29 protein-coding genes are annotated in these 24,370 nt (G+C 66.7%); 16 read left to right on the top strand and 13 right to left on the bottom strand.

All coding sequences use genetic code 11. The features are described 5' to 3' along the window. The first annotated feature begins 207 nt into the window (after nt 1-207). Nucleotides 208-1,158 (top strand): small ribosomal subunit Rsm22 family protein, encoded by a 951-nt coding sequence (locus EV650_RS05945; protein ID WP_134116127.1) that lies wholly within the window; start codon nt 208-210, stop codon nt 1,156-1,158. Here EV650_RS05945 and EV650_RS05950 read toward each other — a convergent pair. The 3 genes from EV650_RS05950 to EV650_RS05960 all read right to left on the bottom strand — a co-directional run bounded on the left by EV650_RS05950 (nt 1,146) and on the right by EV650_RS05960 (nt 3,813). Then, the gene (locus EV650_RS05950) at nt 1,146-1,907 is read right to left on the bottom strand and encodes an SDR family NAD(P)-dependent oxidoreductase (RefSeq protein WP_134116129.1); all 762 of its coding nucleotides are present in this window, start codon (nt 1,905-1,907) and stop codon (nt 1,146-1,148) included. The genes EV650_RS05945 and EV650_RS05950 overlap by 13 nt on opposite strands. Before the next feature lie 107 nt (nt 1,908-2,014). Next, nucleotides 2,015-2,869 (bottom strand): AraC family transcriptional regulator, encoded by an 855-nt coding sequence (locus tag EV650_RS05955; RefSeq protein WP_134116131.1) that lies wholly within the window; start codon nt 2,867-2,869, stop codon nt 2,015-2,017. 11 nt (nt 2,870-2,880) lie between these two features. After that, the gene (locus EV650_RS05960) at nt 2,881-3,813 is read right to left on the bottom strand and encodes a helix-turn-helix domain-containing protein (RefSeq protein WP_134116133.1); all 933 of its coding nucleotides are present in this window, start codon (nt 3,811-3,813) and stop codon (nt 2,881-2,883) included. 71 nt (nt 3,814-3,884) lie between these two features. Here EV650_RS05960 and EV650_RS05965 point away from each other — a divergent pair, with 71 nt between their 5' ends. Beyond that, nucleotides 3,885-4,871 (top strand): saccharopine dehydrogenase family protein, encoded by a 987-nt coding sequence (locus EV650_RS05965; RefSeq protein WP_134116135.1) that lies wholly within the window; start codon nt 3,885-3,887, stop codon nt 4,869-4,871. Nucleotides 4,872-4,876: 5 nt separating this feature from the next. On the opposite strand, the gene EV650_RS05970 is transcribed toward EV650_RS05965, so the two are convergent. Then, on the bottom strand, nt 4,877-5,203 hold the full coding sequence (locus tag EV650_RS05970) for a nuclear transport factor 2 family protein (protein WP_134116137.1): 327 nt from the start codon (nt 5,201-5,203) through the stop codon (nt 4,877-4,879). A gap of 79 nt (nt 5,204-5,282) precedes the next feature. On the opposite strand from EV650_RS05970, the gene EV650_RS05975 reads away from it, so the two are divergent. Beyond that, nucleotides 5,283-6,092, top strand: a complete 810-nt coding sequence (locus EV650_RS05975; RefSeq protein ID WP_134116139.1) for a MerR family transcriptional regulator — start codon at nt 5,283-5,285, stop codon at nt 6,090-6,092. Here the strand turns inward: EV650_RS05975 and EV650_RS05980 are convergent. Both EV650_RS05980 and EV650_RS05985 read right to left on the bottom strand, forming a co-directional pair. Further along, on the bottom strand, nt 6,089-6,670 hold the full coding sequence (locus EV650_RS05980) for a dihydrofolate reductase family protein (protein WP_134116140.1): 582 nt from the start codon (nt 6,668-6,670) through the stop codon (nt 6,089-6,091). The two genes, EV650_RS05975 and EV650_RS05980, sit on opposite strands and share 4 nt — an antisense overlap. Nucleotides 6,671-6,751: 81 nt before the next feature. Further along, entirely contained in the window at nt 6,752-7,171 is a 420-nt protein-coding gene (locus EV650_RS05985; protein WP_134116142.1) for a VOC family protein, read from the bottom strand. 110 nt (nt 7,172-7,281) lie between these two features. Here EV650_RS05985 and EV650_RS05990 point away from each other — a divergent pair, with 110 nt between their 5' ends. From EV650_RS05990 to EV650_RS06035, 10 genes are all read left to right on the top strand, one after another. Further along, a complete protein-coding gene (locus tag EV650_RS05990; RefSeq protein WP_134116144.1) occupies nt 7,282-8,853 on the top strand; it encodes a hypothetical protein in 1,572 nt (523 codons plus the stop codon). Nucleotides 8,854-8,942: 89 nt separating this feature from the next. Next, on the top strand, nt 8,943-9,830 hold the full coding sequence (locus EV650_RS05995) for an endonuclease/exonuclease/phosphatase family protein (protein ID WP_134116146.1): 888 nt from the start codon (nt 8,943-8,945) through the stop codon (nt 9,828-9,830). Continuing rightward, nucleotides 9,827-10,276 (top strand): DinB family protein, encoded by a 450-nt coding sequence (locus tag EV650_RS06000; protein ID WP_166678041.1) that lies wholly within the window; start codon nt 9,827-9,829, stop codon nt 10,274-10,276. The genes EV650_RS05995 and EV650_RS06000 overlap by 4 nt, the downstream gene beginning before the upstream one ends. A 16-nt stretch (nt 10,277-10,292) precedes the next feature. Further along, nucleotides 10,293-10,736 (top strand): helix-turn-helix transcriptional regulator, encoded by a 444-nt coding sequence (locus tag EV650_RS06005; protein ID WP_134116150.1) that lies wholly within the window; start codon nt 10,293-10,295, stop codon nt 10,734-10,736. 9 nt (nt 10,737-10,745) lie between these two features. After that, complete coding sequence (locus EV650_RS06010; RefSeq protein WP_134116152.1) at nt 10,746-11,156, top strand: VOC family protein; 411 nt, start codon at nt 10,746-10,748, stop codon at nt 11,154-11,156. A gap of 20 nt (nt 11,157-11,176) precedes the next feature. After that, entirely contained in the window at nt 11,177-13,537 is a 2,361-nt protein-coding gene (locus tag EV650_RS06015; RefSeq protein ID WP_134116155.1) for an ATP-binding cassette domain-containing protein, read from the top strand. 85 nt (nt 13,538-13,622) lie between these two features. Then, complete coding sequence (locus EV650_RS06020) at nt 13,623-13,967, top strand: VOC family protein (RefSeq protein ID WP_134116157.1); 345 nt, start codon at nt 13,623-13,625, stop codon at nt 13,965-13,967. 410 nt (nt 13,968-14,377) lie between these two features. Beyond that, nucleotides 14,378-14,770, top strand: coding sequence for a VOC family protein (locus tag EV650_RS06025; RefSeq protein WP_134116159.1), 393 nt, complete (start codon nt 14,378-14,380; stop codon nt 14,768-14,770). Further along, the gene (locus EV650_RS06030; RefSeq protein ID WP_134116161.1) at nt 14,763-15,383 is read left to right on the top strand and encodes an HAD family hydrolase; all 621 of its coding nucleotides are present in this window, start codon (nt 14,763-14,765) and stop codon (nt 15,381-15,383) included. Before EV650_RS06025 ends, EV650_RS06030 begins: the two co-directional genes overlap by 8 nt. Before the next feature lie 215 nt (nt 15,384-15,598). After that, the gene (locus EV650_RS06035; RefSeq protein ID WP_134116163.1) at nt 15,599-16,051 is read left to right on the top strand and encodes a GNAT family N-acetyltransferase; all 453 of its coding nucleotides are present in this window, start codon (nt 15,599-15,601) and stop codon (nt 16,049-16,051) included. A 2-nt stretch (nt 16,052-16,053) separates the two neighbouring features. On the opposite strand, the gene EV650_RS06040 is transcribed toward EV650_RS06035, so the two are convergent. Next, on the bottom strand, nt 16,054-16,851 hold the full coding sequence (locus EV650_RS06040; protein ID WP_134116165.1) for an inositol monophosphatase family protein: 798 nt from the start codon (nt 16,849-16,851) through the stop codon (nt 16,054-16,056). Between the two features lie 183 nt (nt 16,852-17,034). Between EV650_RS06040 and EV650_RS06045 the strand changes: the two genes are divergently transcribed. Beyond that, nucleotides 17,035-18,087, top strand: coding sequence for a TolB family protein (locus EV650_RS06045; RefSeq protein ID WP_166678042.1), 1,053 nt, complete (start codon nt 17,035-17,037; stop codon nt 18,085-18,087). Here the strand turns inward: EV650_RS06045 and EV650_RS06050 are convergent. Then, on the bottom strand, nt 18,063-19,064 hold the full coding sequence (locus EV650_RS06050; protein ID WP_134116169.1) for a LysR family transcriptional regulator: 1,002 nt from the start codon (nt 19,062-19,064) through the stop codon (nt 18,063-18,065). The genes EV650_RS06045 and EV650_RS06050 overlap by 25 nt on opposite strands. A 72-nt stretch (nt 19,065-19,136) precedes the next feature. On the opposite strand from EV650_RS06050, the gene EV650_RS06055 reads away from it, so the two are divergent. Then, nucleotides 19,137-19,844 (top strand): maleate cis-trans isomerase family protein, encoded by a 708-nt coding sequence (locus EV650_RS06055; protein ID WP_134116171.1) that lies wholly within the window; start codon nt 19,137-19,139, stop codon nt 19,842-19,844. Next, complete coding sequence (locus tag EV650_RS06060) at nt 19,837-20,388, top strand: dihydrofolate reductase family protein (RefSeq protein WP_134116173.1); 552 nt, start codon at nt 19,837-19,839, stop codon at nt 20,386-20,388. The genes EV650_RS06055 and EV650_RS06060 overlap by 8 nt, the downstream gene beginning before the upstream one ends. On the opposite strand, the gene EV650_RS06065 is transcribed toward EV650_RS06060, so the two are convergent. The 5 genes from EV650_RS06065 to EV650_RS06085 form a co-directional block, all read right to left on the bottom strand. Continuing rightward, nucleotides 20,367-21,305, bottom strand: coding sequence for a phosphotransferase family protein (locus tag EV650_RS06065; protein WP_134116175.1), 939 nt, complete (start codon nt 21,303-21,305; stop codon nt 20,367-20,369). The genes EV650_RS06060 and EV650_RS06065 overlap by 22 nt on opposite strands. 10 nt (nt 21,306-21,315) lie before the next feature. Continuing rightward, nucleotides 21,316-21,762, bottom strand: a complete 447-nt coding sequence (locus EV650_RS06070) for an NUDIX domain-containing protein (protein ID WP_134116177.1) — start codon at nt 21,760-21,762, stop codon at nt 21,316-21,318. Between the two features lie 90 nt (nt 21,763-21,852). Next, nucleotides 21,853-22,671, bottom strand: a complete 819-nt coding sequence (locus EV650_RS06075) for an LLM class flavin-dependent oxidoreductase (protein WP_134116179.1) — start codon at nt 22,669-22,671, stop codon at nt 21,853-21,855. Nucleotides 22,672-22,844: 173 nt separating this feature from the next. Next, the gene (locus EV650_RS06080; RefSeq protein WP_134116182.1) at nt 22,845-23,339 is read right to left on the bottom strand and encodes a hypothetical protein; all 495 of its coding nucleotides are present in this window, start codon (nt 23,337-23,339) and stop codon (nt 22,845-22,847) included. A 257-nt stretch (nt 23,340-23,596) separates the two neighbouring features. Next, a complete protein-coding gene (locus EV650_RS06085) occupies nt 23,597-24,370 on the bottom strand; it encodes a class I SAM-dependent methyltransferase (RefSeq protein WP_134119915.1) in 774 nt (257 codons plus the stop codon).

Here is a 24,370-nt window from a genome sequence, read left to right on the forward strand (position 1 = left end):
CTTGCTCTGTTACGGTCGTGCTGACTCGAGGAGGTGCGTGATGGCTTGCATGGTTATCCGGTTCCGCGCCAATCCCTCCTCTTCTGCTGCCTCCTGACAGCTTCTTCTTCTCCGGACCGGTTGGTGCGTCGCGGCGTTTGCCGCGGATCACGTATGCGCTGATCTTGCGCAGCGCGTACTCCGTGCCGATCGAACCGGAGCCTCCGCATGTCCTCCGTGGACACCCAACTGCATGCTGCCCTCGCACGCGCCGTCGCCGGCGTCCCACATCATGAATTACACAAGCGAGTAAGCGCTCTCTCACACCGCTACCGCACCGAGCAGGTCGACGACACCGCTCCCGGAATGAGCGACGCCCTCGACAGCCTGGCGTACGCCGTCATCCGCATGCCGGCCACCTTCCGCGCCATCCAAGCCGCTCTCTCCGCAGCCGATCGTCATGTCGACGCAGAGCTCACCACCCACCTCGACCTCGGCGGCGGGACGGGCGCGGCCGCCTGGGCCGCCGCGTCCCTCTGGCCAACAATCACCACCGAGATCGTCGAACGCCAACCAGCCGCGATCCGCCTCGGCCGACAACTTGCCGACGGCAACTGTTCTCCCAGCTGGACGACGGCCGACCTCCGGCACTGGCGCCCGCCGGCCAAGGTCGACCTGATCACGATCGGCTACGTCCTCAACGAACTCACCGACGACGCCCGCCGCGACCTGATCCACCTCGCGGCACAGGCCGCCGGCACGGTCGTCATCGTCGAACCCGGTACGCCTCGCGGCCATCGCCGTACCCTCGAGGCTCGTGATCAGCTGATCGGGCGCGGGTTCACGATCTCGGCTCCGTGCCCGCATCAGCACACCTGCCCGACCGACTGGTGTCACTTCGCCGTACGCCTGCCACGGACCGAGGTCCATCGCGTCTTGAAGGACGCGACGCGGAACTTCGAGGACGAGAAGTTCAGCTACGTCGTCGCGACCCGCCACCCAGCTCGGCCTGCTCCGGCGCGGGTGATTCGCCGACCGGGCAGACCGAAGAACCGCGTCGTACTCGACCTCTGCACCTCGGCCGGAATCTGCGAACAGGTCGTAGTACCGAAGTCATCGGACGCCTACCGGGACGCCCGCGGTGCGAGCTGGGGTGACGCCTGGTCTCAGAGGTCGTAGCCGCCCGAGGCTTCCACGGTCTGGGCGGTGATCCAGCCGGAATCGGGGGAGCCGAGGAACGCGATGACCTTGCCGAGGTCGTCGGATTCGCCGATCCGTCCGAGCGCGGTTTGTTCGGCGATCGGCGGGATCAGTTCGGGGTGCTGGGCGAACGCGTCGTCCCCGAGGCGGGTCCGGGTCACGCCAGGAGCGACGGCGTTGACCCGGATCCCACGGGCGCTCAGTTCCTTGGCCAGGTAGCGGGTGAGCACGATCTGGGCTCCCTTGACGCTGGCGTAGACGGAGTATCCGGGCGACGGTCGGGCCGACGCGAGTGCCGACGTACTGGTCGTGTAGACGATCGAGCCGTTGTCGGCGATCAGCGGGAGGAGTCTCTGGGTGAGGAAGTACGGACCTTTGAGGTGGACGTTGAGCATCTGGTCGAACAGGTCCTCGGTCGTGTCCTCGAACATCACCGGATGCTGGCCGACGCCGGCATTGCTGACGAGGAAGTCGAACGACGTCCGCCCCGACTTCTCGAGTACGCCGGTCAGCGCGGTCGCGAACTCCGCGAACGTCTCCGGGCGACCGACATCCAGCGGCAGTGCGACCGCCGTACCGCCGTCCTTCTCGATCCGCTCGACCGTCTCCAGACCGCGTTCGCGGCTGCCGCGGTAGGTGAGGACGACGGCCGTGCCGCGCTTCGCGAGCTCGAAGGCCGCGCTCTGGCCGATGCCGGAACTTCCGCCGGTGATAACAGCTACTTGCATGATCGTGCACAACTCCTACTGGTCAGGAACAGGTACCTGACCAGTACACGCTGACCTGCAGGCGATTCGTTAGATCAATCCTCGCCGTTACTTGCACGATCCTGCCTTTACGCCAGTACGCCGACATCGCGGCTGGGCGGCGTACCGAATTCACGGCGGTACTCGCGGCTGAACTGGGACGGGCTGTCGTAGCCGACTGCGTACCCGGCGCTCGTGACGTCCTCGCCGAGCCCGACCACACGGAGCCGTGCTTCCTGCAACCGGATCTTCTTCTGGAACTGGATCGGGGTCAGCTCGGTGACCGTGCGGAAATGGCGGTGGAAGGCCGACGTACTCATGCCGGCCATCGCCGCCAGGTCCTCGATCCGGAACGGCTCGGTGTAGTGGTCGCGGATCCAGCGGATCACCCGGGCCACGTGCGAGAGGCTGCTGTCGGCGAGGCCAATCTCGCGGACGGCGGCGCCTTGCGGGCTTCGGAGCAACCGCCAGAGGATCTCGCGCTGGACGAGCGGCGCGAGTACGCGAGCGTCGTCGGGCTGGTCGACCAGTCGGAGCAGGCGGATCACCGCGTCGACGAGGTCCGCGGACGCGGGGCTGACGGTAAGGCCGCGAACCGGTCCGCCAGGCTTCTCCGTCGAATCGAGAAGCAAGGACGCGATCAGCTCCGGCCGCAACTCGAGCCCGACGCCGAGGCAGGGTTTCTCCTTCGATGCCTCGACGAAGTGCCCAGTCACCGGCAGGTCCACGGACACGACCAGGTAGTCGCCGGCGCCGTACTCGAAGACCTGCTCCCCGAGCGCGAGCCGCTTCCGGCCTTGCGCAACCAACGCGAAGGTCGGCGTCGCCAGCGAAGACATCGGCGGCGTAGGTGCGTCAACCACCGACAGCAACAGCCCGTCGATCGCCCCCTCGCGCCCCACAGCGCCGACGATCAACTCCCGCAACTCCGCGAATGCGCTCATCGAATCCGAGGCTATCCGCGAAAGGAGGTTCTGTAAGTGTTCGGCGGGATGCCTACGACGCGTTTGAACTGGCGGCGGAGGGTTGTGGCGGTGCCCAGGCCGGTGGCGGTGGCTACTGATTCGATGCTGTTGTCGGTGGCCTCCAGCAACTGCTGGGCTCGGCGGACTCGTTGGGTCAGCAGCCATTGAAGTGGCGTCTGACCGGTCACCGCGCGGAACTGGCGGCCGAGGTGGCGGGGACTCGTGTTCGCGCGCCGGGCCAGGTCGGTGACGGTCAGCGGCTGGTCCAGCCGCTGCAGCACCCAGGCGAGCAGCTCCGCGAGAGTGTGATCGCCGCTCACCGGCATCGGTGTCGCGACGAACTGAGCCTGTCCACCGGCCCGATGCGGCGGTACGACGAGGCGCCGGGCCACCGTGTTCGCGACTGTCGCACCGTGATCCAGATGAACCAGATGCAGACACAGGTCGACCGCGGCCGCCTTCCCGGCCGCGGTCAGGATGTTCCCGTTGTCGGTGTAGAGCACGTCGGGATCGACGACGGCCTGTGGATACCGGGCTGCGAGCGCGTCCGCATGACCCCAGTGCGTCGTTGCACGCCGGCCGTCGAGCAGCCCGGCCGCGCCCAGGACGAAGGCGCCGGTGCAGAGCGACGCGATCCGCGCGCCTGCCTCGTAAGCGGACCGAACGGCGGACACCAGCTCGGGTGACGGTTCCTCGTCGACATCCGCCAGCGCCGGGACAATCACGGTGTCGGCGCTCGCCAACCGCTCGAGGCCGTCGTCCGGTTCGACGGTGAACGGCCCGACCCGGACGGATCCCGGTCCGCACAGGCGTACGTCGTACCACTCGCCGGATCCGAGCGGCGGGTTGCCGAAGATCTCGTACGCGATCCCGAGCTCGAAGTGGAGCAGGTGCCCGGCGGTCGCCAGCGCGACAGTATGCATGTCCGAAAGTGTACGAACAGTGTCGTTCCGGACTCTCACGCCATCGCCACCGGTACGGCGAGACTCGACGCATGAACGCTGTCGTTGTCTATGGAGCAACCGGCCACACCGGCCGTTTCGTCGTCGAGGAACTGCTGCGCCGCGGCCTCCCGACCGTCGTGTCCGGCCGGAACCCGGCCGCCCTCGAATCGACCTGGGGCGACCTCGAGATCCGCCCGGCCTCGGTCGACGACCCGCGAGCACTCGATCAGGCGCTGAAGAACGCCGCCGCGGTGATCAACTGCGCCGGCCCGTTCGCCGTGACCGCGGACCCGGTCGTCGACGCGGCCGCCCGGGCGGGGATTCCGTACGTCGACGTCGCGGCCGAGATCGAGGCCACCGTGTCGACGTACGCCAGACGCAGTGACACGCTCGTCGTCCCGGCAATGGCGTTCTACGGCGGGCTCGGCGACCTGCTGGCGACCGCGGCGCTGGGGGAGCGCACCAGCGCCGACGAGGTGCACGTCGCCTATGGACTGACCAGCTGGCACCCGACCCCTGGCACTCGCGCCGCCGGCCAGGTCTCGCACGACCGGCGCGACGGCCGCCGGCTGCGGTTCACCGACGGCGCCCTGCAGTACCACGACGACAAGCCGGTGCAGGTGGACTGGACATTTCCGGAGCCGCTCGGCCGCCGTCGCGTCATCCCGGAGTTCACGATGGCCGATGTCGTCACGATCCCGAGCCACCTCGCCGTACCCGAGGTGCGCACGTACATGACGGTCGAGGCCGCCGGCGATCTGGCGAATGCAGGCACCCCGGCACCGGCACCTGTCGACGAGTTCGGACGCTCGGATCAGACCTTCGTCGTCGACGTCCGGGTCCGCACCGATGGCGAGGAGCGTCGGGCGACCGCCCGCGGGCAGGACATCTACGCGATCTCGGCACCGCTCGCGGTGGGCGCAGTACGGCGAATTCTGGCCGGTGAGGTGTTCGCCGAAGGAGTGGCGTCGGCAGGCGCGATGTTCGACGCCGTCGAGTTCCTCGAGGATCTGCCACTGACGCTCGACCTGCCGTAGATCATTCAGGCGATGACGAGCTGGGTGATCTTGTCGTCCTTGAGGGTGAAGGTGAAGTCGAGGTCGACGGTTCCGCCGGGGAAGTTGCCCTCGAGGTGGTGGGTGGCGACGTAGGTGTGGTCGTCGAGCCGGCGCGCGCCGATCAATTCGGTGGTGTAGGTGTACTCGCTGGCTGAGCGATCCAGCCAGGCGCGGATCTCGTCGTGGCCGTGGTAGGTCTTCCCTTCGTCGGTGACTTCGGCGTCGGCGGCGTACCACCCCATGGCCGCGTCGAGATCGCGAGTGGTGTGGGCGGTCAGGTAGCTGGTGATTGCGGTCGGCAACATGTTCATACCGGTCAGCGTGGTGGCTCTCCGGGGGAGAGACGCAAGGAGGTGACTCTCTCCCAGGGGGAGGGTGCACACTGGCGGGGTGAGCCGGGGACTGACGATCGGTGAGTTCGCGCAGGCGACGCATCTGAGCGTGCGGACGCTGCGCCGGTATCACGAGAGCGGTCTGCTCGAGCCGGCGTCGATCGATCCGTCCAGCGGGTACCGGTACTACACGGTCGGGCAGATTCCCTCGGCGCAGGTGATCCATCGGTTGCGCGAACTCGACGTACCGCTGGCCGAGGTCGGCAAGATCCTCGCGACGGACGATCCCGAGGTCCGCGCCGGCCTGATCGCCGCTCACCTCGACCGGCTTCAGGCCTCCCTCGACCGGACGCGCGCGGCGGTGACGTCGTTGCAAAGCCTGCTCCGGCCCGAGCCCGGCGAGTTACCCGTCGAACTGCGCTCGGAGCAGGCCCGGACGGTCGCCGCGATCACCGATGTGGTCGACCTCGACGGCGTCTTGACCTGGTACGACGGCGCCATGGCCGAGCTGGACTCCGCCATCCCGAGTGACCAGCGCCTCGGTCCGCCAGGCGGTCACTACGACAACGAACTCTTCACCATCGGCCGCGGCACAGTCCTCGTCTACCACCCCGTCGCCGGCTCACCGTCGTACGGGAGGGTGCGGCCGATCGAACTCCCGGCTGTCGACCTGGCCGCCACCATCCACCACGGCCCCCACGACGACATCGACGTAACTTACGGCCGCCTGGCCAGCTGGGTCCTCAATCACGCCCTCACCGTCAACGGCCCGATCCAGGAGACGTACGTCGTCGGCCCCCGAGACAACCCGAACCCAACAGCCTGGCGCACAGAAATAGCCTGGCCAGTCTTCCGCCTCAGCTCCTAGGAGCCGTGCAGAGTAGGCCGGTAGGTGAGTTCCTGGGTGTTGCCGTCGTACGTCCGGCTCTCGATGAGCTCGAGGTCCAGGTCGGGCGCACCCCCGAAGATCCGATCCACCCCGGTCTTCCCAGTGACCACCGGGAAGACCGTCACCTGGATGCGGTCGACCAGGCCGGCCGCCAACAGCGCCCAGTTCACCGAGAGGCTGCCGTGTGAGCGCAGCGGTACGTCGGACTCCTCCTTGAGCCGGGTGAGGATGTCCACGAGGTCGCCGCTGACGACGGTCGCGTCCGGCCAGTCGAGCGGTGCCTGCAGCGTGCTCGACACGACGACCGTCGGCAGATCCCGCATTCGGGGGACCCACGAGTCAAGCGCCTCGGGCGGAACGGAGCCCGGCGCGAGCATCTCGAGCTGCGCCCGAAACGTGGTGGCGCCGACAAACATCCGCTGGTCCTCGCCGTACACCTCGAAGCGGTGGTCGAGGAACTCGGGACCTTGCTTGCCCCAGTAGCCACCCCAGTCACCGCTGTGCGAGCCGAAGCCATCGAGGCTGGAGAAGACGTCGAACGTGTAGGTAGCGGTCATGATGCTCTCCTCGGGTACGGCGGCCGCCACGGTTGGCCGCCGCTTACCTCTGCTACGAACCCGTCAGCGCCGATCCGACACTCAGACAACTCCCACGAGGAGACAGAACGGATGGCCGGCTGGGTCGGCCAGGACGTAGAGGGGTTCGGAGTCTTCGGTGGTGCGGTCCAGTAGCAGGGTGGCGCCGAGGTCCTCGGCGCGGCGGCGGTGGCGGTGGAGGTCCTCGAGCGTCGGTACGGCGTAGTCGATGTGGAGCTGCATCGGTACGTCGGTGGCCGGCCAGGTGGACGGCGGGAGTACGTCGACCTGCTGGATGGCGAGCTGTCGGTTGCCGTCGTCGTCGACCAGGACGAGCCAGTCGGCGTCGTCCGGCGTACCGCTGTCCGGTGGCTCGTCGCCCGGGCGGTAGCGCAGCCCGAGCAGGACCCGGTAGAACTCCGCCAGCCCGCGAGCGTCCGTCGTATCCAGCGCGGTGTGCATCCGTCGTGGATAGCTGTCCATGGCCGTCAGAGTAGTTCGGGGTGACCGGCGAGCCGTGCCGTAAATCGGTTTCCTGGGGGAGAATTGAAGGTCCCCTGCTGACCGCCCTTAACAGCTGGAGGCCGCCCGCCATGCCTGAATTCCGCCTGTCCCGACGCTCTGTCCTCAAACTGTCAGCCGCCGGTGCGGTCGCCGCGAGTGGGTTCTCCGCGCTTCCGGCGTACGCCGATGAGATCGACTACACCGCCCGTACGACGTTCGACGACTGGGATCGGCTCTTCCAGCAAGGCGGTCCGGGCCAGCCGGATCAGCCGAACGACAACACCAACCGCGACGGCCGGTCCGGGATGCTGGCGTGGAGCCAGTCGTACGTCCTGCTCGGCCTGGTCCGGATGTACGAGAAGTACCGTGACACGTACTACCTCGACCGGCTGATCGACAACGTCGACCAGGTACTCGCGGTGCGGGACAGCGAGCGTGGCGTCAAGGACTACCGCGGTCTGTCCCTGCCTGCCTGGCGGGCGGACCACCCCTACACCACCGGCTACGCGACACTTGCCGATAGCAACGGTCTGCCGCTGCTCGATCTCCGCGAGGCCCTCTCGTACGCCGAGGACACCACGATCACCGTCACCGCCGGGACCCGCCCGGACACGTTCACCGTCGACCTCATCAACACGACCGACAACCGCAGTACCACGCTCTCCGAGCTCTCCCTCGATCCGGCCAGCCCCGACTACGCGGTCAGCCGGATCTACGCCGCCGCGCCGGGACCGCTCCAGCTGACCGCCGCCGATCGACGGCCGACTCCGCGAGCAGGCGACGTACCCCGGCTCGGCACCTACGAAATGCACTGTGAGCCGGTGATCTTCGCCGTTCACACCGGCATGATCACGTACCCGATCGCGAGCTTCGTCCGGATCGTCCTGAGCTCGCCCGCACTCCGTCGCCGCTACCAGCGGAAGGCGGCCGAGTACCTGCTCGCCTGTCGCGAAGCGGTCGCCGTCCACGACTGGGAGTACCGCGACGGCGGCTACCTGATCTGGCCGAAGACCCAGCCCCTCCCGTACGACGGATGCGAGCAGCCGATCAACCAGTCGGTCGGTCTCGGGCAGACCCTGGTCGAACTCGCACTGGCGACCGGCGATCGCGGATACCGGCAGAAGGTCGCCGCGATGGGCCGGATGCTCGCCGGCCAGCTCACGGTCGACGCCGGCGACGCCTATGTGTGGCACTACTGGCCGGTGGGCGGTCACATCTACGACGGGTTCGCGAAGACGGGCAACCCTGAGACCGACATCTCGATCTTCACGCCGTCGGGCGGACCGGCCCGCGGGTTCGAGGACATCAGTCACGGTGCGATCGACGTCGAGTTCGCCGCCCGGGCGTTCCGGGCCCGGCTCGCGTTCACCGGGCGCGACATGGCACGGATCGCGCGCACGTTCACCCAGAACATCGCGACCACGGACGCCGACGGGCTGCCCGCCATCAACACCACCGTCGGCGGCGGCACGCTCGGTGCGCCCTCGGTCGCGCAGCAGGCTCCACGCTGGATGCAGGCCGCTGCCTGGGACCCCCAGGTGCACGCTCAGTGCCTCGCGCTCTACAACCGCTACCAACCGACCCCGGAGCGCGACGGCCAGCAGGCCATCGGCTTCGGCTGGCTCCTCGCCAACGTCGCCTACCTGAACTGGGCCCGATAACTTCCGGCGTGACATAGCCTGGTGGAGTGGAGGGGACTGAGGTAGGGGTGGGGAGTGCTCCGTCTCGAACGGGGCGCTATACCGGAATTGTGATCGCCGGATTGTTGCCGTGGGCATGGTTCTTGGTCCGGGACTGGTTCGGCGTGGTCACGGACGTGATGGCGATCGTGCTGCCTCTGCTCGCACTGGTCACGGCGGTCGTGGTCGGTGTGCTCGGGCGCACTCACCGGGCGGCGGTCGTGTTCGCCGTGTCGACGCTGCTGGTCGGGATCGTCGCGACATTCGTCCCGTGGATTCCGGACGGAGCAGGCTCGGTCGATCCGGCCCGCGCCGTACGGATCGCGGCATCCAACATCGGGAGCGGTGAGCTCGAAGGCGCGGACAACCTGCTGTCTCTGAAGGCCGACGTACTCGTGGTGTCGGAGATCGGGCAGCCGCTGACGGAGCGGTTGTCGCGGTCGTATCCGAACCAGGTGTCGGATTGGAACGGCCCGGCCGTCGGCGTGTTCAGTCGTTGGCCGATCACGGTGCTCGAGAAGCCAGGGCCCGATCTGCCCGGGTTCATGCTCCGGATTCAGGCGCCGTCGGGTGACTTCGATCTGCTCGCGGTCCACATCCCGCGGCCGTGGTACACCTCGAGCGGAGCGTCGTACCAGACGACCGTCGCCAACCATCACCGGCTGGTCGAGCAGGTCGCGCTGCGAGCCCAGCGTGACGATCACCCAGTGGTCGTCACGGGTGACCTCAACACCACCGACCGCGGTCGAGACTACCGAGTGCTCACCAAGCACCTCGACGACGCGATGCTCGATGGCTGGGGCCGGCCGTCGGAGATCGGGAACTGGCGGTTGCTGCTCGGCCGGATCGACCATCTGCTCGTGAAGCCGGGATGGTGCTCCGACAAGTCGGGCTGGTATTCGGTTCCGAGGTCGGACCATTATGGTCTCGCCTCAACGATCGGACCCTGCAAGCCATGACCACCGAGCTCGAGCAACTGACGGAGACCCTCGACGGGCTGCGGGCCGGCGTACTGAAGAAGCTGGCCGGCCTCAGCGAGACGGACGCGCGCCGAAGCACGGTCGACTCCGGGACGAACGTCGCCGGCCTGGTCCAGCACCTGACCTTCGTGGAGTCGCTCTGGTTCGAGGAGGTCGTGGCCGGCGGCAAGGCCTCCCGCGGCAAGCGGTCGATGCAGGTCGACCCTGAGGCAGCTTTGAAGACGCTCCGAGCCGAGTATAAAGCAGCCTGCGCCGCGTCCGACGAGATCATCGCGAAGCTCGGCGACCTGGACGCTCCGGTTACCCGCAACGGCAAGACCCACAACCTGCGCTGGGCCGTCCTCGCCGTCATCGGCGAGACCTCCCGCCACGCCGGTCACGCTGACATCATTCGTGAGCAGATCGACGGCACTACCGGCCGCTGACGCTAGGATTTCTACGATGAGTAACGGTACGACGGACCAGCAGCGCCTGGAGGACCTGGCGCGGCTTCGGCGTGTGAAGGACCGGATCGACCGGGAGTACGCGCAGCCGCTGGACGTCGAGGCGCTGGCGCGCGGTGCGCACATGTCGTCGGGGCACCTCAGTCGTGAGTTCAAGCGCGCTTACGGAGAGTCGCCGTACGGGTATCTGATGACGCGGCGGATCGAGCGGGCGATGATGCTGCTGCGGCGCGGCGGGATGAGCGTGACCGACGTCTGTTTCGCGGTCGGCTGCCAGTCACTGGGCACCTTCAGCACCCGCTTCGCCGAGCTGGTCGGGATGCCGCCGAGCGTCTACAAGGAGCGCGCGGCGGACGCGACGCTCGGCATCCCGTCGTGTGTCGCGAAACAGGTGACCCGACCGATCAGGAATCGAGAAGCATCTCCGACCTCCGGCACGTAGCGTGACGCCATGGAGATCAAGATTCACGCCAGCTTCCTGCCGCACACCGATCCGGAGGCGTCCGTCGCGTTCTACCGCGACATCCTCGGCTTCGAGGTCCGTACCGACGTCGGGTACGGCGGCATGCGCTGGGTCACCGTCGGTCCGGCCGGGCAGCCCGACACGTCGATCGTGCTCTGCCCGCCGTTCGCCGATCCCGGGGTGACCGAGGACGAGCGCCGTACCATCGGCGAGATGATGGCGAAGGGCACCTACGCGACCGTGGTGCTCCAGACCGATGACATCGACGGTCTGTTCGAGCGGCTGCAGGCCACCGACGCGGAGGTCATCCAGGAGCCGATGGACCAGCCGTACGGCATCCGCGACTGCGCCTTCCGGGATCCGGCCGGGAACCACATCCGGATCAACCAGGCCTCCTGAAACGACTTGGAGATAGAAGCATGAGCCGCGACGAGCACGTTGCCGACAGCCACGACATGATCCGGGTCACCGGGGCCCGGGTGAACAACCTGAAGGACGTCAGCGTCGAGATCCCGAAGCGCCGGCTGACCGCGTTCACCGGGGTGTCCGGCTCGGGCAAGAGCTCGCTGGTGTTCGGCACCATCGCGGCCGAGTCGCAGCGGCTGATCAACGAGACCTACAGCGCGTTCGTCCAGGGCTTCATGCCGAACCAGGCCCGCCCGGAGGTCGACGTACTCGACGGCCTGACCACCGCGATCATCGTCGACCAGGAGCGGATGGGCGCCAACCCGCGCTCTACGGTCGGTACGGCGACCGACGCCAACGCGATGCTGCGGATCCTGTTCAGCCGGATCGCGAAACCGCAGATCGGCCCGCCGACGGCGTACTCCTTCAACGTGCCGAAGCGGACCGCGACCGGCTCGATGACCGCCGACAAGGGCGCCGGCGAGAAGAAGGTCGTCCGCGAGGCCGTGTACGCGGGCGGCATGTGCCCGCGGTGTGAGGGCATGGGCTCGGTGACCGACTTCGACCTGACCGCGCTGTACGACGCGGAGAAGTCGCTGAACGAGGGCGCGCTGACGATCCCCGGCTACAGCATGGACGGCTGGTACGGGCGGATCTTCCGCGGCTCGGGCTACTTCAACCCGGACAAGCCGATCAAGAAGTACACCAAGAAGGAACTGCACGACCTGCTCCACCGGGAGCCGACCAAGATCAAGGTCGAGGGCATCAACCTGACCTACAGCGGGATCATCCCGGCGATCCAGAAGTCGTTCCTGTCCAAGGATGTGGACGCGATGCAGCCGCACATTCGCGCCTTCGTGGAGCGTGCGGTGACGTTCACGATCTGCCCGGACTGCGGTGGGACGAGGCTCAGCGCGGAAGCGCGAGGCTCGAAGATCAAGGGCAAGAACATCGCGGACCTGTGCACGATGCAGATCACCGACCTGGCCGCGTGGATCCGGGCGCTGAAGGAGCCGTCGGTCGCACCGTTGCTGAAGGCACTGAGCGACGCGCTCGACGCGTTCGTGGACATCGGGCTCGGGTACCTGTCACTGGAGCGGCCCGCCGGCACGTTGTCGGGCGGTGAGGCGCAGCGGACCAAGATGATCCGTCACCTCGGTTCGTCGCTGACCGACGTCACGTACGTGTTCGACGAGCCGACCATCGGTCTGCACCCTCACGACATCCAGCGGATGAACGAGCTGCTCCTGCAGCTGCGTGACAAGGGCAATACCGTGCTGGTCGTCGAGCACAAGCCGGAGACGATCGCGATCGCCGACTATGTCATCGACCTAGGGCCGGGTGCCGGGTCCGGCGGTGGCGAGGTCGTGTTCGAGGGCACGCTCGACAAGCTGCGGACGAGCGGGACGCTGACCGGGCGCCACCTGGACGACCGGGCGTCGGTGAAGTCATCGGTACGGTCGGCGTCGGGTGCGCTGGAGGTGCGCGGGGCCTCGACGAACAACCTGCAGGACGTGGATGTCGACGTACCGCTCGGTGTGCTGGTCGTGGTGACTGGTGTGGCCGGCTCTGGGAAGAGTTCGCTCATCCGCGGGTCGATCGCTGATCTCGAAGACGTCGTGTCGATCGACCAGGCGGCGATCCGAGGGTCGCGGCGGAGCAATCCAGCGACGTACACCGGGCTGCTGGAGCCGATCCGGAAAGCTTTCGCGAAAGCAAACGGGGTGAAGCCGGCGCTCTTCAGCGCAAACTCCGAGGGTGCGTGCCCGGCCTGCAAGGGCGCGGGCGTGATCTACACCGAGCTCGGCGTGATGGCGACCGTCGAGGCTCCTTGCGAGGAGTGCGAGGGTAAGCGGTTCCAGGCCGCCGTACTCGAGTACACCTTCGGCGGGAAGAACATCGCTGAGGTGCTTGCGATGCCGGTGTCGGAGGCCTTGGGGTACTTCGCTGAGGGCGAGGCTCGTACTCCGGCTGCGGAGAAGATCCTCGAACGGCTGGCGGATGTCGGGCTCGGATACCTGTCGCTCGGGCAGCCGTTGACCACGCTGTCCGGGGGAGAACGGCAGCGGCTGAAGCTCGCTACGCACATGGGCGAGAAGGGCGGGATCCTCGTCCTCGACGAGCCCACCACCGGCCTGCACCTGGCCGACGTCGAGCAGCTGCTCGGCCTGCTGGACCGACTGGTCGACTCCGGCAAGTCGGTCATCGTCATCGAGCACCACCAGGCCGTGATGGCGCACGCCGACTGGATCATCGACCTGGGTCCAGGCGCGGGTCACGACGGCGGAAAGATCGTCTTTGAAGGCACTCCGGCCGACCTGATCACCAAGCCGAAGACACTGACCGGGAAGCATTTGGCGGAGTACGTCGCCTGAACGGTCAGGAATCAAGAAGCAGGTGCGGTAGGGCCGCGACTAGCGTGAGAGTCAGTAAGGCAACCACGAGTTTGGAGAAGCTGAAATGACTACCACGCAAGGCGTCAAGACGATCCTGCACCCGGTCACGGACCTCGAGAAGGCCAAGCCGGTGTACGCCGCACTGCTCGGGATCGAGCCGATGGCAGACTCGCCGTACTACGTCGGTTTCGAGGCCGAGGGCCAGCAGATCGGCTTGGTCCCGAACAGCGACCTGACCTCGCCGACCGCGTACTGGCACGTGACCGACATCGAGGCCAAGATCGCCGAGATCACCGCCGCCGGCGGCACCCTCAAGGACGCCCCGAAGGACGTCGGCGGCGGCCGCCTCGTCGCCACCCTCACCGACCCCGACGGCAACATCCTCGGCATCCTCCAAGACCCGTCCTGATCAGTCCCCTCCGGCCCGAGGGAGAGGCCAAGGCTCCGCCCACCCGCCTCCCCTCCGGCCGATCAGATCGTCGGCCGGCTCTGAGAAAGGTTGGCACTTACATGTGCAAGGTGCCGAGGATGTACCGCGCCGCGGTGTACGGCGTCCAGCCGCAAGAGAACTTAGCTGGCTTGGAAGGCAAGTCGGAGCCAGCGCACGTTGTCGTGGACGACGTTGAGGAGTCGCTGGGCGAATTCCGGGGACTGGCTGAGCTCGAGCAAGGCGTACGGCCAGGGTGACCGTTGCAGCCGGTCGTTTCTTAGAGGACGGCCGGCTTGCACCAGGGCGGCGCCGTCTGCGTCGGCTCGGCGGATGAGCTCCGCTCGCAAAACCTCGTCCACACTGAGCAACCTAGCTTTAAGCTCGTGCGCATGACCCCGATCGCTCAGCTCCAGGTCAATCTGTTCTGCGACGATGTGGAGGCGTGTCTCGCTTTCTACCAGCGGTTCGGTCTCACGGAAGCTTTCCGAGCGCCGGCCACCGGTCCGATCCAGCACGTCGAGGTCGAAGCCGCCGGCACCCGAATCGGCCTGACCTCGGCCCGGGTCGCCAACGACCTTGTCGGCCTCGGCGTGGCACCGACGACCACGCCGTCCACCGAGCTCGTCTTCTGGTGCGACGACGTCGACGCGCTCTACGACCACGCGTTGAGCTCCGGCGCGACGAGCGTCGTACCGCCAACCAACTCTCCTGACAACCGCCTCCGGTTCGCCTGGCTCCACGACCCCGAGTCCCACCAGCTGAAGCTGGTCCAGAATGCCTGACCGCGTCGAGCACGTGCTGTTCGATGCGGACGGCGTACTGCAGGATCTTCCTGGGGGTTGGTACGCCGCGATGGAGCCGTATGTCGGGGACCGGGCGCGCGCCTTCCTCCACGAGACCTGGTCCGACGAACTGCCGATGCTCGCCGGCCGCGGCGACTACCTGCCCGTCCTGGCAGCCTCGCTGCAGAGGTACGGCGTGAGCGTGCCGGTGAACGAGGTGTACGACGCCGTCTGGAAGAACATCGTCCTCATCGAGGAGTCCCTCGAGATCGTCCGGGCGCTCAAGCGCAACGGGTACGGCGTACACCTCGGAACCAACCAGGAGTCCTACCGAGGCAACCACATGCGAACGGCCCTCGGGTACGACGACCTCTTCGACGTCAGCTGCTACTCGTACGACCTAGGCGTCGCCAAACCCGACCCAACCTTCTTCACCCAAGCCGCCACCCGCATCGGCGCCGCCCCGTCAACGATCCTCTTCATCGACGACACTCCCCGAAACATCGAAGGCGCCCGAACCGCCGGCCTCCCCGCCAACCAATGGGACTTCACCCAAGGCCACGACCTCCTACAAACCATCCTCACAAACCACGGCATCTCAACCCACGCCTAGAGTCCACAGGTGCCCCGGTGAAGGGCACGCTTGGACGGATGCGGACCGCCACGCAGGCAGAAGTGCTCATTTGGGCGCCCGACGGGGGCGGTTCGCCCACTTCTGCATGCGTGGCGGTCCGCACCTACTCCGCGCGGCCGCGCTCTGGAACGTGACGTTGGGTCGATAGGGCAACGAGTTGGTGGTTGGCCTTCGTGCTGCGAAACAATGGGGGCGTGGACATTCGCGTTGCTGTTCAAGCGGACCTGGCGGACCTGGCTCGTTTGCTCTGGCTGAATGCTGGGCCTGACGAGCGGGCCAAGCAGTCTGTCGAGGCGTTTGCGGTTGACATTGGTGCGTGGTGGAACGAACACGCCGACTCGCATCTCGCGTTGATTGCTCGAGCTGACGAGTTCGCGGTTGTCGGGATGGCTTGGCTGGCGATCGTTGCGAGGCCGCCGCGGCCGGGGGATGTCGGGCGTCGGTCGGCGGACGTTCAGAGTGTGTTCGTCGTACCGGAGGAGCGGGGGAAGGGGATTGGCTCGGCGCTCGTGAAGGCTGCCGCAGAGCATGCGTTGCACCTTGGGGCAGGCCGGGTGACGGTCCACTCCGGCCGCAAGGCGGTGCCGGTCTATGAGCGGCTCGGCTTCGCGTCCTCGCGGCAACTTCTGCAGAAGGTACCGGACTAGCGTCACTGCTCCGGTGGAAGATGTGGGGCGATGAGTTCGAGGAGGGTTGCGTGGGTTTCGGCGTCGGCGGCGGCGATTACGCCGAGGCCGGTGTGGAGGGGGTGGCCGCGCAGGTCGGTGACGATGCAGCCGGCCGCGCGGCACAGGGCGAGACCTGCGGTGAAGTGGACGCTGTCGCGGAGGTTCCCATCGGTCACGTACGCCGCTCGCCTGCCTGCGGCCACCCACGCGACGGCCAACGTCGTCGACAAGACTCGCTGGCCGAAAGCTTTCCTGAAAGCGGGATCAGTCAACAGCCGTACGCCGAGGAAGTCGCCGTCCGTTATCGGGTCGAGGTTGACGTCGACGAGACGTGAATCCGCCGACGCGATCACGGGGGAGTCGGACCCGTCTCGCCGTACCTGCGCGATCTCTCCATCGGTCCAGAAGGTCTCGCCGGACGTTGGATCCGCGACGGCGGCAACGGTCGTCTCCTGGTCGACCTGCAAGGCGACGTTGACCGAGAAGAGCGGAGTCCCGGCCGCGAAGTTGAGCGTTCCGCACAATGGGTCCACGAGCCAGCGCCGAGATGCATCGACGTCACCACTGGCGCCGTACTCTTCGCCGACGACCGCATCCGACGGTCTGGCGGTCCGGATCAGGTCAAGAATTGCCCGTTCGGCCTCGAGATCCGCATCGGTCGCGAAGTCCGTCGCCGACTTGTCGTAGCGGCCAACCGACGTCCCGTACTTGCCCCGTACCACCGCAGCGCCCGCCTCAGCCGCCGCGACCGCCAACTCCACATCAGAACCATCACGCATCCCTCCATTCAACACGTCCGGGCTAGCCCTGGGAGAAGAGCGGTGCTGCCCCTGATGTGTCTACGCGGGGTGTCGGCTTGGCTGGAGATCGAACGCAGGTCGGCGAGGGGGACTGTGCTCTCGCTGTCGCAGGCGGACCCACGCGGATCGCCTTCGGAACAAGCGAACGGTCAAGGAGTTCCCATGAATCAACCTAACGGTTTTAGGAGCAAACGGAGCCTGTTATGGCTGCTGGCTCTAGTTCTCGTCGGCGTGACGCTGCAGGCCGCGCCCGCCGACGCAACCTTCCCGGGTGAGAACGGGAAGATCGCCTTCCGCCGGTTCCTCAACGAGGAACGCACCTGGGGCGCGGTGTTCACCATCCGCCCGGACGGGTCAGGCGAGCGGCAGATCACCAAGCCACCAAACGGTTTCGTCGACCGGAACCCCGACATCTCGCCGGACGGCCGGCGGATCGCCTTCGAACGCGAAGCCGTCGACTGCGGACCGGACTGCACCTCCGATGAGGTGTACGTGGTCAACTCCGACGGCACCCACCTCAAGCAACTGACCCGGAACCCAGCTGGTCAGCTCTGCGGCAGCGGCGGCACCTGCAACGGCACGCCGGCCTGGTCGCCCGACGGTCGGCACATCGCCTTCACCCGCGCATCCGGCCTGGTCGTCGACGACACGATCGAGAACGTCGGCATTTTCGTCATGAAGGACGACGGTTCCCAGATCCAGCAGTTGACTCAGAAGGTGCGCCCGTCCGTGGGCGCGGACTCTGATCCGCAATGGTCACCGAACGGGCGCACGATCGTGTTCCAGCGACGCAACGTCCGTACTGCGCTACCGGCCAACGGAATCGCACTCGTCGTCATCGACCTGGCTACCCAGCGTCAACGGCGCATCACCCCTTGGGAGTTGCGGGCCGGAGACACTCCGGACTGGTCCCCTGACGGACAGCGGATCCTGTTCCACTCCAACGTGGACGGCGCACCGGACGTCTCCGCCAACCTGTACACGGTTCGCCCAGATGGAACGGGCCTGCGGCAACTGACCTTCGCCACCGGCGGCGTGGTGCAGTACCTCGGTTCTTCCTACTCGCCGGACGGTCGGATGATCGCGTTCGGCCGCTTCCCCGAAACCGGCGGAACGAACGCGGACGTCCTGGTCATGCGCACAGATGCGACCCACGTCCGTCGCGTCACCCACACGGTGCTGTACGACAGTTATCCGGATTGGGGCCCGGCCTGACATACCGGGCGGCTCGGCGGGACGGCGTACGGCGTTGCACAGTCCCGCCACCGCCGGGCGGCCGCCTCATCCTGTCGCGTGCTGAGCACCTCTTCGACGATCGTGCTGAACGTGTCGCGAGCTGGGGCCTCGTCGTCCTTCAGTCCTGCCAATACGCAGGTAGAAGGCGGCAGGTCGCGGAGCGGAATCGCGACCACGTCAGGGTGCTGGAAGTGCTCTGCGAATGGCGAGACGGTGGGATGGACGAGCTGACCACGCGCCAGCAGGTAGAGAAGTTCAGCGTTGTCGTCGACGGGTGCGTCGACGAACCGGATCGTTCGACCCGATGGAGTCGTGGCTGGACAGGTCGCCTCGGCCAGTTCGACGGGGACACCGTGAGGTCGCCGTACGTCGTGACCTATCAGGTCTTCCGTGGTCAGGTCGGTGTGGCCGGCTAGCAGGTGGGTTCTGCCGACCATGACAACGCGCTCGTCCGTACTCAACACCGGACCGACCGCGATGTCGGGTTGGTCGAGGGGGAGCCGCGTCATGACCAGGTCGACCTCGCGTCGGCGCAGGGGACCGAGGCGGTCATCGAACGGCGTGGTCGTCAGCTGCACCTTGGAGCCCGGGTAGACCGCCTCGTACCGTTCGATCGCTCGGGTCAAGACATCCACTCCGGAAGCGAAGTTGAGGACGCCGACACGGACCACACCTGGTCCCAGGCCTCGAGCTCGGGCACTACGCAGTACCCGGTCCAGACCCTCGACCGCTGGACTCAGCTCGGCGTGCAACTCGCGTCCGGCGTCGGTGAGACTGACGACGCGACTGGTGCGGAGGAAGAGCAAGTCACCGCCGAGCTTCCGCTCAAGGACCCGCAAGGTCTGGGATACCCGCGAGGTCGTCAGACCGAGTCGCTCGGCGGTGCGCCCGAAGTGCAATTCCTCTGCGAGCACCAGGAAGAGGCGCACTTCACGCAGCTCCACCTCGGGAATCATGTACCGACGCTACACGCTGCGTGGAGCAGATCGTCGTTGATGCTGTCGGCTCACCCTGACAGGCTCGGAGTCATGAAGCCCGGCAATCTGATCACGGTAGGCGTGCTCACACCGCACGCAACTGAGGGTCCGCGCGCCGAGTGGCGGTGCATGGCTGCGACGCACGTTCGCGTCCATCTCTCAAGGGCCTCCGGGGCTGATCTGCTCGCGCAGACCACGCCGGCCGCTCTCGATGCCGCGGTATCGGCGTTGCCGCTTGCCGAACTCGACGTACTGGTCCTGGCATCGACGAGCGCGGGCTACGCCATGGGGTACGACGAAGAGTCGGCAATGATGCAGCGGCTCGGTGAGCGGTGGGGCTTGCCTGCGTTCTCTACGTCGAGGTCGGCTGTGGCGGCACTGACGGCGTACGGCATCAAGCGGGTCAGTCTCATCCACCCGCCCTGGTTCGGGGCCTCGCTCAACGATCTCGGCGCCGAATACTTCCGCAGCCAGGGATTCGAGGTCGTCGAAGCTCAGCTGGCGGATCTGCCCAACGACCCGGACCGGATCGAGCCGGCCGCGGTCGTCGACTGGATCTCTGACCATCTCAGCCGTCGCGCGGAGGCGGTGGTCATCGGAGGCAACGGCTTCCGGGCGGCTCACGCCGTACAAGCGTTGGAGAACAGAACCGGACGCCTCGTCCTGGAGGCGAACCAAGTCCTGCTGAGATCCGTACTCGACAGCACGATCGACGGTTTTGGAAGGCTGCTCAACACAACGAGAGGTAGTCATGCGTAACGTCATCCTGTACATGTCCATGTCGCTGGACGGAATCGTCGCCAGCGATCGCGAGCATCCCGGCGTCGCGTTTGACGATCCCGAGGTGAAGCAGTGGAAGCTCGAACAGATCAGTAAGGCCGGCGCCCACCTGATGGGTCGCGTCTCGTACCAGGAGATGGGGCCGTTCTGGCAGCAGTCGGACGACGCGTACGCCGGGCCGATGAACGACATCCCCAAGGTCGTGTTCTCCAAGACGCTCAGCGACGCCGACGCGAGCTGGCCGGTCAGCCGCGTCGCGCGTGGAGACCTCGCAACCGAGATCGCCGCGATCAAGGCTGAACCCGGCGCTGACGTCATCGTCTGGGGCGGAGCGGGATTCGCCGGGGCGCTGGTCGCGGCCAACTTGATCGACGAGTACCGCCTGTTTGTCCAGCCGATGGTCCTGGGTCAAGGACGGGCGCTCTTCGACCAACTCCCCGAGTCGCGACACCTGGACCTGGTCGAAGCCACGCCGTACCCGAGCGGCATCGTCGTACAGATCTACCGACCGCAGCGCACCTGAGTCAGCGCCTCGAGCTGTGGAAGTCGGCCGAACATGTCGGGTAGGCCGCGTAGGCCGTTGCGCACGGACTCGTGCGACAGCGCGAGTTCAGGGCCGGTGCTCGCCTCGACACCGTCCAGGCAACGCAGGATGTTCCACCGTGTGTGCCCCAGCCAGCCGCCGATCATGAACACGAACCAGCTCGGTCCCGACGGTGGCAGCGCTCCGCCCGCGGCGACGTACCCGTCGAGGACCGAGCGGAAGATGGCGGGCTTGATGTCGTCGAAACCAGGTCCCTTCGCGATGCTCAACGCGGTCGAGCCGAGCTCGCTGGACAGGTCGAGCAGCCCCGAGAGCTCCCAGTCGAGCACCACCGGGCGACCGCCTCGGGCGAGCAGGTTCCACGGTTGGATGTCTCTGTGGGTGAGTACGACGGGGCCCGGCCGCTCGCAGGTGTCGACGAACTGCGCGATCGCGAGGAACGTCTCGACCTGGGAGGCGAGTTCGTCGGCCCACGGCTGTCCGGTCGCCTTCGCCCGCTCGGCGAGCTCAGGCCAGTCGCGCGCCACCGGTTCCTCGATCTCGGCGTCGGTCCACTCGACGTCGAGGGCGTGGATGCGCGCGAGGATCTCACCGATCTCGAACGCGTACGCCGCCGAAACCGGTGCCTCAGGCAACTTGTTTCCCTCGACCCAGCGGTGGACGAGCGTTTGGTCGCCGGCCGAGATCGGCTCTGGCATCGGAATGCCGGCAGCGAAGGCCGCCTGCTCGAACCTGAACACGTCCTCGAGGTGGTACGTCGTACGGCGGTCGACGAGGTTCAACTCCTTCACCGCGAACGATCCCTGGTCGGTGTCCAGCCGGTACATCCGGTTCGCGTACCCGCCGTGGACACGGATCATCGGCCCACTCGGCGTACCGAGCTGCGAGAGATTCACCTCACGCACTCTAGGACTCGGACGTCACCGAAGCACCGGATTTGCCTGGGGGAGTGGATGCGACCTGGACGGCACTGAGGAGGTCCGACAGGCTCTCCGGGTGGGCCAGCTTCAGGTCTGCGAGATCGCTGGGCCGGAACCAGCGAAGATCGTCGTGCTCCTCCGGTGCGGCGTTGACAGGCTCCCCGTCCCAGCGCGTGACGAGGAACGCGTGTACGTCGAGTGTGGGGTCATTGACCGTCATCGGGACGGGCACCGGGTCGTGCAGGTGGACCCCGAGTTCTTCGAGGCATTCCCGACGTACGGCTTGGTCAGGCAACTCGCCCGCCTCGACGTGCCCGCCAGCGGAGAAGCTCCAGCTGTCGGGATACCACCGACGCGACGGGTGTCGATGCACCAGGAGCACCAGACCGTCACGGACAAGCACAGCAACCGAGATCGAAATCCGAGCAACCATGGCGACACCCTAGGCGGCGCCGCCGACATTGTTCACCTGGTGTGAGTGCGCAAGGCTCACGAACGTGGAGCGTACTAACGCCCGACCTGTCTACTGTCCGGCCAGCTTGGCCACGACCGGCGCGAGTGTGTCGGCGAAGGCGGCGCCGATGACGAAATAGGAGAAGCCGATCTCCTCGCGACGTCGTTGGATTTCCTCGGCGGCTGCCGCTGGGTCACTCGGAAGGATGACGAGCGAGTCGGCCGCGCGAAGAGCGGCGGTGTCGAGGTTGGGCCCCGCCATGAACGCAGCGACGCCGTCACCGACAGCGGCGACGTGCTGGCCGAGTTCGATGTCCCGGTCTGCAGGAAAGTCGCGTACCCGGTTCGTGGTTTCGACCCGATCATCGTCCGATGGGAGTACGAAGGTGACTCCGTCTGCGACTTCGAGCGCCAGCGCCTGCGACTTCGGTCCGCTCACCGCCATCACAACCGGCGTGTGTAGATCGGAGCCGTCAAACGTACGCAGGGCGGCCACGGTGTCGCGCATCCTGGCACGACGTTCAGCGGGGGAGACGGCAGGCAACCCCAGCTCGACTTCGATGCCGGGCCGGCCGGCGCCGATGCCCATCTCGAAGCGGCCTTCCGTGAGTACCGAGAGCGAGTGGGCCTCCCATGCTGTATTCCATGGTTCGCGCAACGCGGCGGCGTAGACCCAGGAGCCGACCCGCAGGTCAGTGAGCGCGGCCGCGGTCGCCAGCGTCGGGCCGATTGCTGGTTGCCACGTAGGAACATCGGGCATCAGCAACGTTGAGTAACCGCTGTCAGCGATGCGGCGCACGCTGTCCCGCCACATCGCCAAGTCAGAACCGATCGGCGCAACGACCCCGAATCGGAATGGTCTGGTCGCTCGCCTGGCCTGGTCGTTCATCGTGGATCTCCTCGAGTCTGGGACTTGTTCGGTCTGCTTGCCCTATCCACGAACCCGCCACCCAGAATCCGACAACCCAGCCCAAGAACCTCCGCTTCCGTTAACTGGTACCGCCAGAGGACCTCCTGAAGGCCTGGCGGGCACGGGACAGTTTTGCGGGCCCGGCTGATCGCTTAGCTGTTGGTCTTCAGGTGGTGTTGGGTGTGAAGTTTCGTGATCCAGGCAGCAAAGGCGCGGAGGTCTTCGACGTTCGTTTGGGGGATATGGAGTTTGGTCCCGCGGGTGGAGGTGATGGTCAGGTAGGGGGCGGCGAGGCCGCTGGCGGGTGTGACGAGGGTTGTGCCCTCGAACTCGGACCACGGGATCTGCCGCCACCAAGCGAAGCGGATGCCAGTGGCGTTCACGGTCACTCGCGGGTGACCGAGGAGGAACAGGACAGCGAGCGCGATGCAGGCGGCGAGGAGTACGCCAAGAAGCGCCACCCGGATCGTGAACCAGGTGTCGCGCGTGTCGAGGTCCCGGACGACCGAGACGATCGGGATGCCGGCCAGCGTCAGCACGACGATCAGCCCGCCGAAGGCCAGCGCGCGCCGGACCGCGAAGACTACTCGGCCGGAACGGTGCAACTCCGCGTCCCAGGCGCCGATGTCCTGATTCCCCATCACCATGTGTCGATCCCTCCGCGGCGGGAGTGTACTTGCCCGTGTCCGGCTGCCCGACGAGGACGGCGGTGATCACACCTGGATGGACCTCGGTTCGAGTCTCGCCGCTGCTCACACATGTCGGGCTTGTCAACTCCCGAAGCGTTCGTAAGTGGTTCCATTCGCGGCGTGCGCCTCTGGCGAGGCTGTTGAGACACCAGCGCGGACTCCAGAAGCGTTTCCCGACGCCCGTGCTTAAGCGCCGATAACGAACATTATGTCAACTAGTGGCTGGGATGGGGTCGGAGCTTGAAGATCAGGATGCCGAGGTACTTGTTCATCCACGCCTGTTTGTGCGGGTATCTGCGTCCGGCATCCTCGGACAGCTGAGGTTCGGTCGCGGTCTCGATCCACAGGCCGGCCGCACTGAACACGTTGATCAGGTCAGAGATTGTGTACGGGCGTTTGGTGAGCGTGATCTGGTCGTTCCAGCCGCTCAGGTAGGAAAACGGCTCGGCCGAGAAATACTCCTCGCCCAGCGACGTCCCGTTCTGTTCGGCCTGTTCGACGGCGTACCGGATCGGTTGCGTCTTGGTTAGCAGGATGAATCCGTCGTCGGCGAGCATCGCGCGTGCTGCCTGCAGGGTGCGGACCGGATCCTTCGCGTAGCCGAATGACTGCAGGAACAAAATCCGGTCGAACCTGCGACCGGCGAGCCGAGGCACAGAATCCAGCTCACAGAGATCGCCTTGGATGAACTCCAAGTCAGGCGGCGAGGCTTTGAGGAAGTTGCCACTGACATCGACACCGACGGAGGCCGTCGCACCGCCTCGAACCAGCTCAGCGAGCTTGCCGCCATTGCCGCAACCGACATCAAGCACCGACCGCCCGCTGACATCACCCAGAAGCTCCCGCTGCGCAGGCCACTCGACAAGCCGATCCAGCGAATCCTCCCTGGCCCGGGCCCGCTCGTAATCCGGAGCAAGCTCCAGCCACGCCTGGCTCGACTCCCCCGGACTGTCCGTGTGAGAACCCGTCGCCTGTGAGTCGTCTGACAT

Origin of the sequence: Kribbella kalugense, from assembly GCF_004365875.1 — a bacterium.
GTDB classification, from domain to species: Bacteria; Actinomycetota; Actinomycetes; order Propionibacteriales; family Kribbellaceae; genus Kribbella; species Kribbella kalugense.